Origin of the sequence: Psychrobacter sp. 1044, assembly GCF_904846525.1 — a bacterium.
GTDB lineage: Bacteria > Pseudomonadota > Gammaproteobacteria > Pseudomonadales > Moraxellaceae > Psychrobacter.
This window is the reverse complement of the sequence record NZ_CAJHAZ010000015.1, coordinates 14,752-28,964: the sequence shown is the minus strand read 5'-3', so window position 1 is coordinate 28,964 and position 14,213 is coordinate 14,752. Positions and strand designations below refer to the sequence as shown.

Here is a 14,213-nt window from a genome sequence, read left to right as displayed (position 1 = left end):
TACTATGAATTTAATAATAGTCATTAAATTTAAAAGCTATTGAAAAAAGTATCCTGTTTGCGGTGAGCTGGCAGTCGCCATTTTGCGCATTGGCATACGACCCGCCAAAAACGCCGCGCGCCCTGCCCAGATGGCATGCTTCATGGCATGGGCCATCATGACTGGGTTTTGCGCATTGGCAATCGCCGAATTCATCAGGACGCCATCACAGCCAAGCTCCATGGCCAGCGCTGCATCAGAGGCCGTGCCAACGCCTGCATCGACCAATACCGGTACTTTGGCATTCTCGATAATAAGACTGAGGGTGTGACGATTCAGCAAACCAAGACCTGAACCAATCAAGCTACCAAGTGGCATAATTGCCACACAGCCCATACTTTCTAATTCTTGAGCGACGATAGGGTCATCTGAGGTATAAACCATCACTTCAAAGCCATCATCAATCAATACTTTGGCAGCTTTTAGCGTTTCCATCACATTCGGGTAGAGGGTTTTTTCATCGCCCAATACTTCAAGCTTAACCAAATTATGCCCGCCTAACAGCTCGCGAGCAAGCTTACAGGTACGAATGGCAGTCTCGGCATCGAAACAACCAGCAGTGTTGGGTAAAATGGTGTATTTATCGGGGGAAATCACATCAAGTAGATTGGGCTCATTGCTGTTTTGACCAATATTGGTACGACGAATAGCAACAGTGACAATCTCTGCTGCCGACGCGCCAATGGCGGCGCCCGTTTCAGTCATATCCTTATACTTGCCCGTACCGACCAACAGGCGAGAAGAAAAAGTACGACTCCCGACCGTAAAAGTGTCTTGTAAAAGGGGCGTCGGATGAGTAGCAGTGCTTGTGTTCTCTGACATAACTGAAAATCCTAATGGCGAGTAAAACAAAATGCTATTATAACAAAATCATGCAATCTTACTTGCAGTCTTTTTTGGTTTAGCCAGTTAAGCATAATACGTTTGCCACGCTTTGACACGAGTTTCTTTCTTAGTTTATTTTTATCTATCAGGTCGCTTTTATGATGCAACTGCCGTACAGTTTTGCGAAACGCCATCAAATTTTGGCCATACTTGCCATTGATCCTGAGCTGCCAGCGACTTTGGTGCTGACCAAAGCCACGCCATTATCGGCGATTAATGAGGCAGTGCGGTTTTTGCAGCAGCAGGGCGTGCGCGGTGTGCCTAATTATGAAAGCATCAGCGCCGATGACTTTGAAAAGCGCATGAACGCCGCTTATGCAGGCAATACTGGTGAGTCGCAACATATTGCCGCTGGGCTCGAAGACCATCCTGATCTTGATAGTTTGGCAGATAGTGTCCCTGAAACTGAAGATCTGATGGATCAGCAAGATGATGCACCTATCATTCGTCTCATCAATGCATTGTTGTCCGAAGCGATACGTTTAAGCGCCTCAGACATCCATATTGAAACCTTTGAAAAACGCTTGGTCGTTCGCTTTCGTGTTGACGGTGAATTAAAAGAAATCATTACGCCAAAACGCCAATTAGCGCCATTATTGGTGTCACGTATCAAGGTCATGGCCAAGCTCGATATTGCCGAGAAGCGTGTGCCACAAGATGGACGTATCAGCTTACGGCTGGCAGGGCGTGAGGTTGATGTGCGGGTATCGACATTGCCATCGAGCTTTGGTGAACGCGTGGTCATGCGTCTATTAGATAAGCAAGCAGGTCGCCTGAATATGACGTATTTAGGGCTGTCTGATAATGATTATAGCGAGCTAAAACGCTTGATCCATCGCCCACACGGCATTATTTTGGTGACAGGGCCGACAGGTTCAGGGAAAACCACGACGCTATATTCAGCACTGACCGATCTCAATGACCAAACCCGTAATATCTTGACCGCTGAAGATCCGATTGAGTTTCAGCTCGATGGCATTGGGCAAACGCAGGTTAATAATAAAGTCGATATGACTTTTGCCAAAAGTTTACGTGCAATGTTACGCCAAGATCCAGACGTAGTCATGGTTGGTGAGATTCGCGATTTAGAAACGGCAGAGATTGCTGTACAAGCATCTTTGACAGGACATTTGGTTTTATCAACTTTGCACACCAACACCGCTATTGGTGCCGTCACGCGTCTGCAAGATATGGGTGTTGAGCCATTTTTATTATCGTCATCGCTAATTGGTGTCGTCGCCCAGCGCTTGGTGCGTACGTTATGCCCGCATTGTCATGGTTGGCAGGCTGCTGATAGTGAGCAAGCCAAATTATTTACTGAAATTGGTATTGTGCCAGTCTCAGAGAATGGTGCTGAAAATTTAACAACTACACCTATCAATCTACCCAGACCAGTTGGCTGCGACAAATGCAATCAATCAGGGTTTAAAGGACGGACGGCGATATACGAAGTGGTGCCGGTTGATGATACCTTGCGCCGTATGATTCATAGTAATACCGCCGAGTATGAGCTAGAAGAGTACGCACGTCAGCAGACACCGTCGATTCGTGCGGATGGGTTGCATAAAGTCATTGCAGGTCGTACGACGTTAGAGGAAGTGCTACGAGTGACGAAAGAGAGTGCCTTAGCTGATGACACGATACTTGTATAAAGTGCCTAGAGTGCATTGGTGATTGTTTAATCTACCTCAGCCAAAGGGTTTGTATAGCAGATAAAAGATAACTGGCTATGGTAGCCAGTTATTTGATGGTCATTCTTTACTGCTTTGAATACTTTAGTGCTTTGAATACTTCAGTGCTTTGAATACTTCAGTGCTTTGAATAGTTTAACGTGTGACATCGCTATTATTTTGCAGCGATACATTCAACTTCAACGCTGGCACCCGCCGCCAATTCAGCGACGCCAAAGGCTGAACGTACCGGATAAGGTTTGGCCAATTCCGCTTTATAGACTTTATTAAAATCGTCAAAGTCGTCCATGTCTGTCAGCATCGCCATACATTTGACGATGTCTGATTTTTGATAGCCGTATTTTAACAAGGTTTCATTAATATTATCCAATGCTTGCTTGGCTTCGGCTTTGACGCCACCTTTGACCAATTTGCCATCTTTAAAACCAATTTGTCCAGACATGTATAGCGTATCGCCCACCCGTACTGCTTCTGAAAAAGGATAATTACCACCATCACCAAGAAACACAGGGCTAGATTTAGTCACACTTGCGGTATTTGCCATTGGCGCCGCTTTCGCTGTCATAGCAAGGCCTAGTGAGCACGCGCCCACGAGCAACGCCTTAGTTAAATGGGCAGTCAATTTATGGGTAATCTTGGACATCGCTGTCTCCTTATTATACGTTTTTTTCACAATTTTTTTAAATTCACTATACAAGTTTAACAAACATAATGTCTCATCACACTAGATGACACATTATGTCTTACTTATGCTTAACCAGTTATTGGTCGTTTTGCTCAGCTTCGACTTCTGTTTTAGATTCAGTGTCAGCTTCTAGCGGCTTTTCGCTACTTTTGCCTTGACGGCGGGCTTCTAATTCAGACTTAGGAATCCAAGCCCATGTCATCTCAACCACGATAGGGTCACGATCACTGTCAGACTCACGGTCATGAATGACGCACGGAATCACCATTTCACCTTTTGGTGTATTTAGGATATCTAAGCGCTGCTCATCCGATAAAGATGCCACTGCTGCAATTTGGCCTTTTTTAATCGGGCGATAAAAATTAACCGAGTATGATTTAATTAATAGTACGCGGTCAGAGGGTAGGTTTAAACCCAGAATAAAACCGGTTGCTGTTTCGGCAAGTAAGGTAATGGCGACCGCATGAATAGAGCCAATATGATTTTGCACTGCTTTGGTGTTGTTTAAGCTCACCACGACTTGGTTGGGTTCGACCGTTTCATAATAGACGCCCGTTGTGCCCACATATGGCACCACTTTACCAAAGGCTTTGGATAAGATGCTCGAGCGTGCGCTGGCAGGTAAATACTTGGTAACAGATAACAGTTTGGTGAATTGATTGCTGATGGGCTTGAGCGAGCTGTTGGGTTTTTCGACGGGCGATCTTGTGCTGTCAGAGGTTTTGGCTGGCAATTTATTGGTTAGCTTGCTAGGGAGTTTTTTTAATAATCCTGACATACAAAATTCCTTAATGTAGATAGATTAAATGACGCTTTGAGTGTTATATATTTCATCATAGCAGCTGATAGGATGCCTATTGTGCAAGCTGCCATGCTTACTATGGTACATTAACCGCCGTCTGCCTACTATTATTAGCATGAACTGCTGCGCTTATAAAATAGGGCTAACGTCATGATACCCTAGATGCTAGGAATGCTATCGCTCAACGCAATATCGTATCACTCAGATGCTTTCATAAACAGTGCTGCTAGATGCCATAAAGACAGCCACGCTATAATGATGACAGTTTAGCGTATCTTATTGATTATTTTTCTTATTTCCTTTTTTCTATGCTGGATGAAGCTATGCCTGACACGTCAATTCATGCGCCGACCAATATCATTTATACAGGCGTTGCTGGTACGGGAAAAACCTATCGACTGTTACAAATTGCTAAGCGATATACCGACTATCTGCCGAGAGCCGATGAGGCAGATTTGTTGGGGCAGCTATTGCAAGAGCTTAGCTGGCGTGAAATCGTATGCTTGGTACTTTTGGATTTTCAATCTAAACACCAAGACTTGGTAAAAGTGCCTGAAATCGTCAATCATGCATTTTTTGTCGCGAAAGCGGCACAGAATGCACGCGAAAAAAACTTAAGCAATACGGCTTGGTCTGTTCTTCAAATGCATAGCCCTACCAATTCAAAAACTGTGACTTATAAAAACCGTGCCAGCCAAGCCTATTTTGATAAAGATGAGGGTGGTGCGTGGTATTTGCTGCCAGAAAGCTTTGAGTTATTAACAGAGCTATCGCAGCAACTTGCCGAATTTCAGCAAGCGCAGCGCGATAACAGTGTCAACCAAAGCCAAGCAAACCCAAATCAAGGTTTTAGCCAGCAGCGTTTTACCATGGTCAGCTTCCATCAAGCGTATGGCTATGAAGAGTTTGTCGAAGGCATTCGTCCTGTCATGGTAGCGTCTAATCATGCAACGAGTAGCTCATCTCAAATGAGTTACGCCATTCAAGATGGTGCATTCTTAAAATTGTGTCAACGGGCAGCAAATGATCCAGAGCAGTGTTATGCCATCTTAATTGATGAGATCAATCGCGCCAACGTGTCACGAGTATTTGGCGAGCTACTCAGTCTAATTGAGCCAGACAAACGGGCTGGCATGACAAATGCGATGACTGTTCATTTGGCCTATTCTGGACGGGCTTTTAGCATCCCTGCCAACATCGATATTTATGCCACGATGAACACCCAAGATCACTCGTTAGCACCACTTGATATGGCATTACGTCGGCGCTTTCGTTTTATCGAATGTCCACCGCAACCAGAATTATTACCCATCATTCATGTGCCCCAAAAATCAGAAACTGACAGTCCAGCAGCGACGGTAGATTTGGCAAAGCTATTAGCCGGTTTGAATAATCGCATTACGCAAACAGTGGGAATGGAAGCGCAATTGGGTCATGCTTTTTTATGGTCAGTGACGGATCTTGGACAATTGCAAGCGGCGTTGGTTGAACAAATCATTCCGCAGTTAATGCAAGCGACGGGTGGGCAAGAGGGTACTTTGCAATATATCTTTAGAGACGAGCAGCAGCCACTGCGCGCGCAGTTTATTCATGATAGTCATACATCCATTAATGACAGTGTGAATGACCAAGTAAATGCTAGTAGTCAAAATCCGCTGTTTACTGGTCAAAATGCATTTTTCGGTCAGTCTATGAGCACAGCTGGCTATAGGATAAATACCGACCTCATCGCGAGGGTAGGTGAATTTGCCAAACCGACTGTCTATCAACGTTTATATCCATAAAGGTGCTCAGCGTTGATAAATAATAGCTTCAGTCATGAAGTCATAGCCAATAATATTGACAGTGCCAACGTTAATGCGCTTGATGTAAATACCATCACTGTGTTTGAACACCAGCGTCTAACAGCGCATGACTTCTTACGGGTATCTGATTTCCATTGGTTGATGGCGCAGGAGTTTGCGGTCTTTAGCATTAAGCACAGACAGGGACAATGGCAGTTAAAAGTCGGACATTATATAGGGGTTATTTTACTGCCTAGCGGCATGACGCTTGAGATATTACCCAAACTTGCGGCAAAAACTTCTAGCGATCAAGTCGCGCAGCAATCATACCTTTCACAGAATGCCAGTCGTCGTCATGCTAGTCATCGCCCCGATATCAGGCAAGCTCGCCAATGGGTGCAGGGCATGCTATCGGATTTGACCAATAGCAGTCATGCCAAAAACAAGTTACCCAATACGAAAAATCTAGGTCAATTTAGCAGTCAATTGTCGCTGCTATCGATAGACGTACTGCCATTATCAGATTGGCTTATCACGCAGTTTTTGCAGCGGCTGGCTCATTATCGACCAAGCAAACACTATCAGACGCAGGTCGACAATCAAGCATCGCTACAAGGTCGACTGCTCATCAAAGAACAATTGCGCCACAATAGCATGCAGCCGCATAAGTTTGTCTGTGAGAGCAGTATACTGAGCCAAGACATGCTAGGTAATCGCCTGATTAAGAGCACATTGGTTTTGATGACGCCTTTATTTTTTCAATCAACGCTATCGAAAGCAGATGCGCCTAAATTTTTGCAGGCTTGGCAGCGAGTAGCGGCGTTGAGTTATCAAGAGCTGACACAGTTAGAGTCGATATACACGCAAGCAAAGCGTCAGTTAGCCGTGCAACCGCTTCGAGCACCGCAACTACAGGCTGCTCAGCAGTTGTTAGATATGGCTTATTGGTTACTAATGCAGTCCAATGTGGCAACAGGTAATGGTATTGCGCCAAATAAACCATCTAGGCAAAATCTGTCCTCTCCGCGTTTATGCTTGCTGATAGATATGAATCAAGCCTTTGAGCAATGGGCAAGCCTGCGCATTGCCTCGATGTTTCAGCAAGTGAGTCAACAATATCAGCCGTTATATCAAACGCAAAGTATCTGGCTAACGGATGCAGAAGGGCGCGCATGTCTGTCTATACGACCTGATTTGCTCATATATAAAACTAATGCTAATGATAATTGTCACAATCAGAATGGCACTGCGGTTATTGAAGCTAGAGAAAAAGGTCACTATAGCCATGTCATCGATATTAAATGGAAGCATTTATCGCAGACAGCCAGCATTAGTGCCAGCGATGCTTATCAATTGATGAGTTACGCTCAGGCCTATCAAGCAGGGCAGGTGTGGCTGGTTTATCCAGTACAAGATAATGAGCGGTTACCAGTTGCGCTCAGCCAACAAGTGCATGATTATAAAAATACTGATGGCCCCAACAACCATGATAATAACCATAATGTTGCTGGTGAAAAAGTAATTCCTGCGCCATTGTGGCTCGTACCATTCAATGTTCTTACTGGTACGATAAACGGCAGCTTGCTTCCTGATTGGAATAGAGTATAATGAGCGCTGTCGATGAGTAAGTAGCACTTAGCATCGTGGAGAAAAGGATTTGTCATAGTGGTTTTTATGATAAATGAGCGTTTTTTAAGTAATTTAGCAGTTTTTTTAAATTAATTAAAAATAGGTGTTGACACCATCGGCTTTTCCCCTTAATATGTGCACCTCGATAGCAAGGAACGTTAACAAGTTGGTGGCATTGCCAACAACGAGTTAATCAACAAACTATCGTGATAATAGAAATTTCGGAGTGTGGCGCAGTTTGGTAGCGCATCTGGTTTGGGACCAGAGGGTCGTAGGTTCGAATCCTATCACTCCGACCATCTATTTTTAAGAGCCTTACAGGCTTTTTTTTATGTATAATGGTTTAGTTTCTGATATATTTAAAACTTGCTTTAGTATATAAAAGTCCTCTAAGAGCGCCTGTAGCTCAGCTGGATAGAGCATCTCCCTTCTAAGGAGGTGGCCGCAGGTTCGAATCCTGCCAGGCGCACCATTTAGCCTGCAAATCTTGCCTCATCAGGCAATAGTTATGGCGGTTGTAGCTCAGTTGGTAGAGCCCCGGGTTGTGATCTCGGTTGTCGTGGGTTCGAGTCCCATCAGTCGCCCCATATTTTATTCTGCATTATCCTCTTCTTGTTCTACCTCATTATAAAAACCTTATTCTAGATAATAATACTTGCCATGTTTGGCTTTTTTTTGTGCCTGTATGATTGGTTTTAACTTATCTTACCCCCTGCGATTAAAATTTGTAGACTCATCAGCCCTTTGATTCTGTATTGGTTTACTGGCCTTTTGTCTTATTTATTTTTATTATAGGTTCTCTTTTTAGACGCTCGCTATCTCTGTACGTGCCTTAAACCTGCTTTGTTATTCTTTAACAGCCTTTATATAGAATAACAAAGGCAACGCTTTTAGTGATGCATCATGATAAGGTTTTAGAGCCCGTTGATATATTAGGTCATCCATTAAGAATTGATCCATTGCAGATGATACGAGTGTTAAGAAAGTCAGTTAAAAAATATATTTAATAGATTAAGTAAGCCTAAGACCGTAGTAGGGATGTGAGTGCTTGTCTGAGATGCGCTGCTATGGATCTTATATTATTGAGGAAGTGATTAATGGACGCATTGAGCGTATTGCTACAAAACGTGCATTTGTTTGAAACCAAGTATTATCGTTTGAATGGGACTGGTAATTGGTCCTATTCCATCACTAGACAAGATACGATTTTGTTTTATTTAGTGATGTCTGGAAGCTTTTGTATCGACGTCGGCAATGGTTTGCGACAGGCGCACGCCGGCGATATGATTATGATTCCCAGTGCTCATAAGCATGTGAGCTATGCCTTAGATCATAATGGTGACGATGCGCTACCGCTAGATGAGTTGCTGACTCATTGTAAGGAAAACACCCTTGATATCGATGGTAATGGTGATCCTAACTCGTCTTTGATATTGATTGAATGCAAGTATGACAAAGAAATGATACGCCCTTTGTTGTCTGTGCTGCCTGCGATTTTGCCTGAAATCAACGATGAGTCTGACGGTAGGTTTGAGGTCATTGATGTCGAGATTAAGCTGCTGACCTTAGAAGCTGAGCGTGAGCGCATGGGCAAGACCGCGATCATCAATCATTGGGCAAGTATTATGATGATTGAATGTTTGCGGGTTTATATTGAAAGTTTGCCTGAGGCCACAGAAAACTGGCTAAAAGCCATGAAAGACCCGTTTTTGACCAAGGCGTTAGCAGCGATGCATCAAGCGCCCAATCAAAACTGGACCATTCATAAGCTGGCTGAAGTCGCAGGAATGTCACGCTCAAGCTTTGCGCAGCGCTTTAAAGATACAGTTGGTATGCCGCCGTTGACCTATCTCATTGATTATCGCTTGCGCTTGGCGGCCCGTTATCTACGCTTGCAGCAAAACAGTATTGGCCGTATCAGTGAGTTGGTTGGCTATGCCTCAGACTCGACCTTCAGTCAAGCATTCAAGCGCGTTTATGGGGTATCACCAAAAGCCTATCGCCAACAATATCAACAAGAAAACATCGCATAACGTATCGTTAATACACCAAAAAAGCGTTAAGGTTGCCATTAGGCCCTTAACGCTTTTTTGTTTACTCATAGTGAAGTATGAGACTTTTATGAAGATATTTCGTCTATGGTTGACAGGTGTTGATAGAGAGTATTTTGACGATGGACAGCTGACAATGTGCTTGTGTTCAGGTACTATGGAATAATGAGTCATTTAGGCGCAAACGCTTGTTTTTAGCGTAAGATATGTCACTGTATGGTGGTCAGATCGTTTGTTCTAAATGATATTTATTTTTGCTGCTGATGGTATGTTATGACTGAACCGACCGCAAAGCCACGCGCAGGAGCCAATAGCCAACAAGGCTCAGCTGTGTCCGCTAAAAAACAAAGCGATATGAATCTAAGCAACGTCAAGCATGGTCAAAAAGACAAGGCGGGTGCCACACCTGACAAAGCGATGTTATTGGCACTGTTTACGCTGCCAGATATTGAAGAGGCAGTTGTTAAAGAGATAGTCGTTAAAGAGGTCGTTAAAGCCGCAGCTGATGAGTTATCTAACACCTATAGCGCGATGCAGCAGCCTGCTGCTAGCGAGATGAATATTGCCGAGCAGCGTGTGGCACTGTATCGTACTCAGCATGAGCGTACGCGATTATTATATATGGCATCCGCTGCCACGCGACCTACTTATTTGGTACAAACGCTCAAATCACAATTCGCAGAACATCAGCAATACTTGCTGGCACAGCAGCTTGATAAACGCGGCTTGATGGATACCGATGGATTAGAGCGTCTTTGGCAGCAGCTGCATGTGGTCGATGACATCATCGCTGATATTGTCCGTCATATGCCAGCTCAGCAGCCAGCAGGTTGGCAACTGACTACTCAAGATGGGCGAAATCCGCTATGCTTTGCCACCGTTGGCAAATTAAAGAGCAGTAAGCCTATTCGTGATCAAGGCAGTCTAAATAGCTATGTACTTGGGCACTTCGGCGTGAGTAGTTTTACCTATGACCGCGGCTATTATATTGGACATGTCGTTGGCTACTTATTCAGCTGTTATTTTTGTGCCCATCTATCTATTAGCTATGGTGTTACGGCACTTGGTTCGCAGGTTATAGCTGATTACGATTACGCCAGTCTTGAGACGCCATACATGGTTAGACTGCTACAAGGGCTGGATGGCTACTGTAAAAAACGTATTTATCAATTGGCAGTTATCTGTGCACGATTGAGTGTCTTTGCCAGTGACAAGCGTATCGAGAGAATGCTCATTGCTGAGGTCAACGACTTCGATAAAAAACTGCAGCAGCAGCACTTAGATGTTTTGTTATTGCAAGGTTTGATGCCAGACAGTAGCGATTCTACGCCGCTTTTTTAAGCCATTAAATCTCGATAGACCTCCTTTATAAGTCCTTGTTTATTACCTTTTATTATTGACCACTTTAGGATATTCGCTGCTATGCCCGCTTATCATTATAAAGCGTTAGATGACCATGGCAGTGTGCAAAAAGGCTTGCTCGAAGGTGATTCTGCGCGACAAGTTCGCCAGCAGCTGCGTGATAAACAATGGACGCCCGTTGAAGTCAGTGCCGTCAATGATAGACAAAACCAGAATAAAAACCGCTATAAAAAACCGTCTGCTTACGAGTTAGCATTGCTGACCCGTCAATTATCGGTATTATTGGCAGCGGGTATTCCGTTAGAGGAAACGCTTGCCGCCGTCGCCAAACAATCACCAAAAACCCATATCAAATCACTTATGCTTGCCGTGCGCTCGCATGTATTAGAAGGTTTGAGCTTGGCGCGAGCATTGCAGCAAGCCGCCAGTTTTCCACCACTATATATCGCGACCATTGCGGCAGGTGAAAAGTCAGGTCACTTGGATTTAATCTTGAACCAGTTGGCAGATTACACCGAAAACCGCTTTGCATTGCAAAAGAAAATCCAAGGCGCGATGGTTTATCCGATTGTGCTGATGGTGATGGCAATTGGCGTGATTATGGGCTTGATGAGTTTTGTGGTGCCCAAAATTGTCAAAGTGTTTGAGCAGTCTGAACAGGCATTGCCGCTCATTACCCAAATTGTTCTTAGCCTATCTAATCTTATTACGCAGTGGTGGTGGCTGATGCTGCTAGTATTGGCCGGAACAGCGTTTTTGTTTTATCGTTTTGCGCAGATGCAAGCGGGTAAGTTAGCGATAGACAGCATCGTGCTAAGACTACCGATATTGGCGCGGTTATCAAAAGGGCTGAATGCAGCACGTTTTGCCAGTACATTGTCGATATTGGTACGCTCAGGGGTGCCGTTGATTGAGGCATTGCATATTGGTGCGGCGGTGACGACCAATTTACACATTCAAAAAACCATCATCACTGCGGCTGATAGGGTGACGGAAGGCTCAAGCTTATCGAGTCAATTAGAAAAGTCCAGTTACTTTCCGCCGATGATGGTGCAAATGATTAAAAGTGGTGAAAACTCAGGCGAGCTCGAAAATATGCTCAGCCGCGCCGCCAATATGCAGGAAGCGGAAGCCACTAACTTTATCAGTACCCTATTATCGCTACTTGAGCCGTTGATGCTAGTGCTGATGGGCGTGGTAGTCATGATTATCGTGATGGCAGTGATGCTGCCGATTGTCAATATGAATGATCTGGCAGGATAATGAGCACTCAAATCTTCTGAGCTTGTGTGCCTCCCGCTCACATTTCTATTGTAGCCATCTTACTAAATATTACGCTAGCTTTCTTAAGATTTGCTTACTGTTGTAGATTGTTGACTGAGCCAGGTTTTTACTAGGGTAAAGCCAGCCATCAAGCTATAGTAAGCGTCAGTTAAAAGTTATCCTTATAAATATCACTCCTCATGCTGTGGTTCAGTCTTGATGCTTATAAAAATCAAGGTTCATAACAATCTACTTGCGGTGCTAGGGCGTGTCCTCATTTTAAAAATGGTGATAAAAATGAGATAAATTACCGTCAAACAAGGAAAGTAGCGCAAATAATATCGAGATATTGATAAGCTATTTGACGATGTTTGGCAAAATTTAGCTATTTTTAGGCCATTTAGAAAGTAAACGATTGAATTGAGGACACGCCCTAGATAAAAATAAAATCATGGTTTATAGTGATAATCGTTTCAGTGCTCATTAATACGCCGATCATTGCCGATTATTAATGTTACTTGAACGCCACTTTTCCTATTTACATCACCCTGATGCCAAAAGCGATGACAAAAGCGATGACTATAATTGACAAAACTCAAGTAACTACTATGCCAATAAGTGCCATGAGTGCCATGAGTGCCATGAGTGCCATGAGTGCCATGAGTGCCATGAGTGCCATGAGTGCCATGAGTGCCAGCAAGCCAGCTCCTACGAGAGCCCGTCAGCCACTACCTATGCGTAATAACCAGTCTGGATTTACTCTGATCGAGATCATGGTCGTGATTGTAATCTTGGCAATTCTTGCAGGCTTAGTTGTCCCAAAAGTGGTGGGACAAAGTGATAAAGCTCGTGTCAAGACCACTGAAACAGCGCTTGCTACAGTATCCAACGCCCTTGATATGTATAAGGTTGATAATTCGCGCTATCCGACTACCGCACAAGGTTTAGAAGCATTAACCACACCGCCAGCAGAGGCCAAAAACTACCCAGATGGTGGTTATATCAAAGGCGGCTATCCAACAGATGGCTGGGAAAATGAGATGCAATATGTCGCCCCAGGCAGTGAAGGTCGTCCTTATGATTTATTCTCGCTGGGTGCAGATGGTCAGCAAGGCGGCGAAGGTCAAGATGCTGATCTTTATGCCCAATTATAAGCACTAGCTTGACGAGCAGTTAAAATATGGGTAGCTAACAATCCCTGACTCCATAGTATGTTTATTGGTGACGGTCGTTCTAATGCTCTTAAATATCAACCAATAAGACCTTATTGGTTGATATTTTTATATCAGTAAATAAGTGGCGTGGCATCCCATAGATAATGTCAAACCATCCATTTTTCCAACAAGCTATACGTTTGATACCAGTCATATCGCCCCGCTCATTTGTCATTAAAATCAGCCAGTAGAGGTTATTACTCATGTTTACCAACAAACTCAACTCACAAGCCGTCATTACAAATAAACGAGTCTCTAAGTTGCCTCACGCACTTGCAATTATGAGTACTTCATTGATGATAGGGTTGTCGATGGCATCTATGAGCGCTCAAGCTGCAGGTTTGGGCGAGTTATTTGCTAATAATGGTGCCGCAAAATCGAAGTTTTTGCCTGTCGATAAAGCGTTTCAAGTTATCAGCAGCACTAAGGCCACGTCTAAGGGCACGCGCTTATCTATTAATTTTGATATTACGCCAGGTCATTATGTCTATAAAGATCAGCTTACTCTCAGTTTTCCTAAGGGCGTGAGTGCAACCCCCTTTACTTTTAGTCAGTCGCCAGTCTCTATTGACGACCCAACCTTTGGTGAGGTTCCCGTTTTTACCCAAAAAAACATGGTAGCAACCACGACTCTGACTACTAACAATGGTAAAGGCGCAAAAAATGCACCGATTATAATTGGGTGGCAAGGCTGTGCGAAAGCTGGGCTGTGCTATCCGCCAGAGAAAATCAAAACCACGGTTGATATCGCCGTGACACGCAAATAGACCACAAGCCGATCGACTCAAATATTGGTAATAAATAGCAT

Annotated in this window: 11 protein-coding genes and 3 tRNA genes; 11 read left to right on the top strand and 3 right to left on the bottom strand. The window is 44.1% G+C overall.

All coding sequences use genetic code 11. From position 1 onward, the window contains the following. Positions 1-36 precede the first annotated feature (36 nt). Positions 37-861, bottom strand: coding sequence for a thiazole synthase (locus JMX82_RS11005; RefSeq protein WP_087814573.1), 825 nt, complete (start codon positions 859-861; stop codon positions 37-39). A 161-nt stretch (positions 862-1,022) separates the two neighbouring features. Here JMX82_RS11005 and gspE point away from each other — a divergent pair, with 161 nt between their 5' ends. Next, positions 1,023-2,576 carry a type II secretion system ATPase GspE gene (gene gspE / locus JMX82_RS11000; protein WP_201540573.1) on the top strand — a complete coding sequence of 518 codons (1,554 nt, stop codon included), beginning with the start codon at positions 1,023-1,025 and terminating at the stop codon, positions 2,574-2,576. A gap of 193 nt (positions 2,577-2,769) precedes the next feature. Here gspE and JMX82_RS10995 read toward each other — a convergent pair whose 3' ends face one another. After that, positions 2,770-3,258, bottom strand: coding sequence for a RidA family protein (locus tag JMX82_RS10995; protein ID WP_201540572.1), 489 nt, complete (start codon positions 3,256-3,258; stop codon positions 2,770-2,772). Between the two features lie 118 nt (positions 3,259-3,376). Beyond that, entirely contained in the window at positions 3,377-4,078 is a 702-nt protein-coding gene (locus tag JMX82_RS10990) for a DUF4442 domain-containing protein (RefSeq protein ID WP_201540571.1), read from the bottom strand. A gap of 347 nt (positions 4,079-4,425) precedes the next feature. Here JMX82_RS10990 and JMX82_RS10985 point away from each other — a divergent pair, with 347 nt between their 5' ends. The 10 genes from JMX82_RS10985 (at position 4,426) to JMX82_RS10940 (ending at position 14,172) form a co-directional block, all read left to right on the top strand. Further along, positions 4,426-5,886: an McrB family protein gene (locus tag JMX82_RS10985; RefSeq protein ID WP_201540570.1), complete on the top strand. Its 1,461-nt coding sequence runs from the start codon at positions 4,426-4,428 to the stop codon at positions 5,884-5,886. Between the two features lie 12 nt (positions 5,887-5,898). Further along, positions 5,899-7,494: an McrC family protein gene (locus JMX82_RS10980; protein WP_227676654.1), complete on the top strand. Its 1,596-nt coding sequence runs from the start codon at positions 5,899-5,901 to the stop codon at positions 7,492-7,494. A gap of 243 nt (positions 7,495-7,737) precedes the next feature. Then, positions 7,738-7,814: transfer RNA gene (locus JMX82_RS10975), tRNA-Pro, on the top strand. 96 nt (positions 7,815-7,910) lie between these two features. Next, positions 7,911-7,987, top strand: a tRNA-Arg gene (locus JMX82_RS10970). A gap of 39 nt (positions 7,988-8,026) precedes the next feature. Beyond that, positions 8,027-8,102: transfer RNA gene (locus JMX82_RS10965), tRNA-His, on the top strand. Positions 8,103-8,612: 510 nt separating this feature from the next. Beyond that, complete coding sequence (locus JMX82_RS10960; protein WP_045452534.1) at positions 8,613-9,548, top strand: AraC family transcriptional regulator; 936 nt, start codon at positions 8,613-8,615, stop codon at positions 9,546-9,548. Positions 9,549-9,839: 291 nt separating this feature from the next. Further along, entirely contained in the window at positions 9,840-10,907 is a 1,068-nt protein-coding gene (locus JMX82_RS10955; RefSeq protein WP_201540569.1) for a hypothetical protein, read from the top strand. A gap of 81 nt (positions 10,908-10,988) precedes the next feature. Further along, a complete protein-coding gene (gene gspF / locus JMX82_RS10950; RefSeq protein ID WP_201540568.1) occupies positions 10,989-12,191 on the top strand; it encodes a type II secretion system inner membrane protein GspF in 1,203 nt (400 codons plus the stop codon). A gap of 686 nt (positions 12,192-12,877) precedes the next feature. Continuing rightward, the gene (gene gspG / locus JMX82_RS10945) at positions 12,878-13,345 is read left to right on the top strand and encodes a type II secretion system major pseudopilin GspG (RefSeq protein WP_413786777.1); all 468 of its coding nucleotides are present in this window, start codon (positions 12,878-12,880) and stop codon (positions 13,343-13,345) included. A 263-nt stretch (positions 13,346-13,608) separates the two neighbouring features. After that, positions 13,609-14,172 carry a protein-disulfide reductase DsbD domain-containing protein gene (locus tag JMX82_RS10940; protein WP_201540567.1) on the top strand — a complete coding sequence of 188 codons (564 nt, stop codon included), beginning with the start codon at positions 13,609-13,611 and terminating at the stop codon, positions 14,170-14,172. Positions 14,173-14,213: the final 41 nt, after the last annotated feature.

Bases quoted from the DNA above. Each gene is read 5' to 3' on its own strand.
- JMX82_RS10940 (WP_201540567.1), top strand. From the start codon at position 13,609: ATGTTTACCAACAAACTCAACTCACAAGCCGTCATTACAAATAAACGA.
- JMX82_RS10955 (WP_201540569.1), top strand. From the start codon at position 9,840: ATGACTGAACCGACCGCAAAGCCACGCGCAGGAGCCAATAGCCAACAA.
- gspE (WP_201540573.1), top strand. From the start codon at position 1,023: ATGATGCAACTGCCGTACAGTTTTGCGAAACGCCATCAAATTTTGGCC.
- gspF (WP_201540568.1), top strand. From the start codon at position 10,989: ATGCCCGCTTATCATTATAAAGCGTTAGATGACCATGGCAGTGTGCAA.
- gspG (WP_413786777.1), top strand. From the start codon at position 12,878: ATGAGTGCCAGCAAGCCAGCTCCTACGAGAGCCCGTCAGCCACTACCT.
- JMX82_RS10995 (WP_201540572.1), bottom strand. From the start codon at position 3,258: ATGTCCAAGATTACCCATAAATTGACTGCCCATTTAACTAAGGCGTTG.
- JMX82_RS11005 (WP_087814573.1), bottom strand. From the start codon at position 861: ATGTCAGAGAACACAAGCACTGCTACTCATCCGACGCCCCTTTTACAA.
- JMX82_RS10985 (WP_201540570.1), top strand. From the start codon at position 4,426: ATGCCTGACACGTCAATTCATGCGCCGACCAATATCATTTATACAGGC.
- JMX82_RS10960 (WP_045452534.1), top strand. From the start codon at position 8,613: ATGGACGCATTGAGCGTATTGCTACAAAACGTGCATTTGTTTGAAACC.
- JMX82_RS10990 (WP_201540571.1), bottom strand. From the start codon at position 4,078: ATGTCAGGATTATTAAAAAAACTCCCTAGCAAGCTAACCAATAAATTG.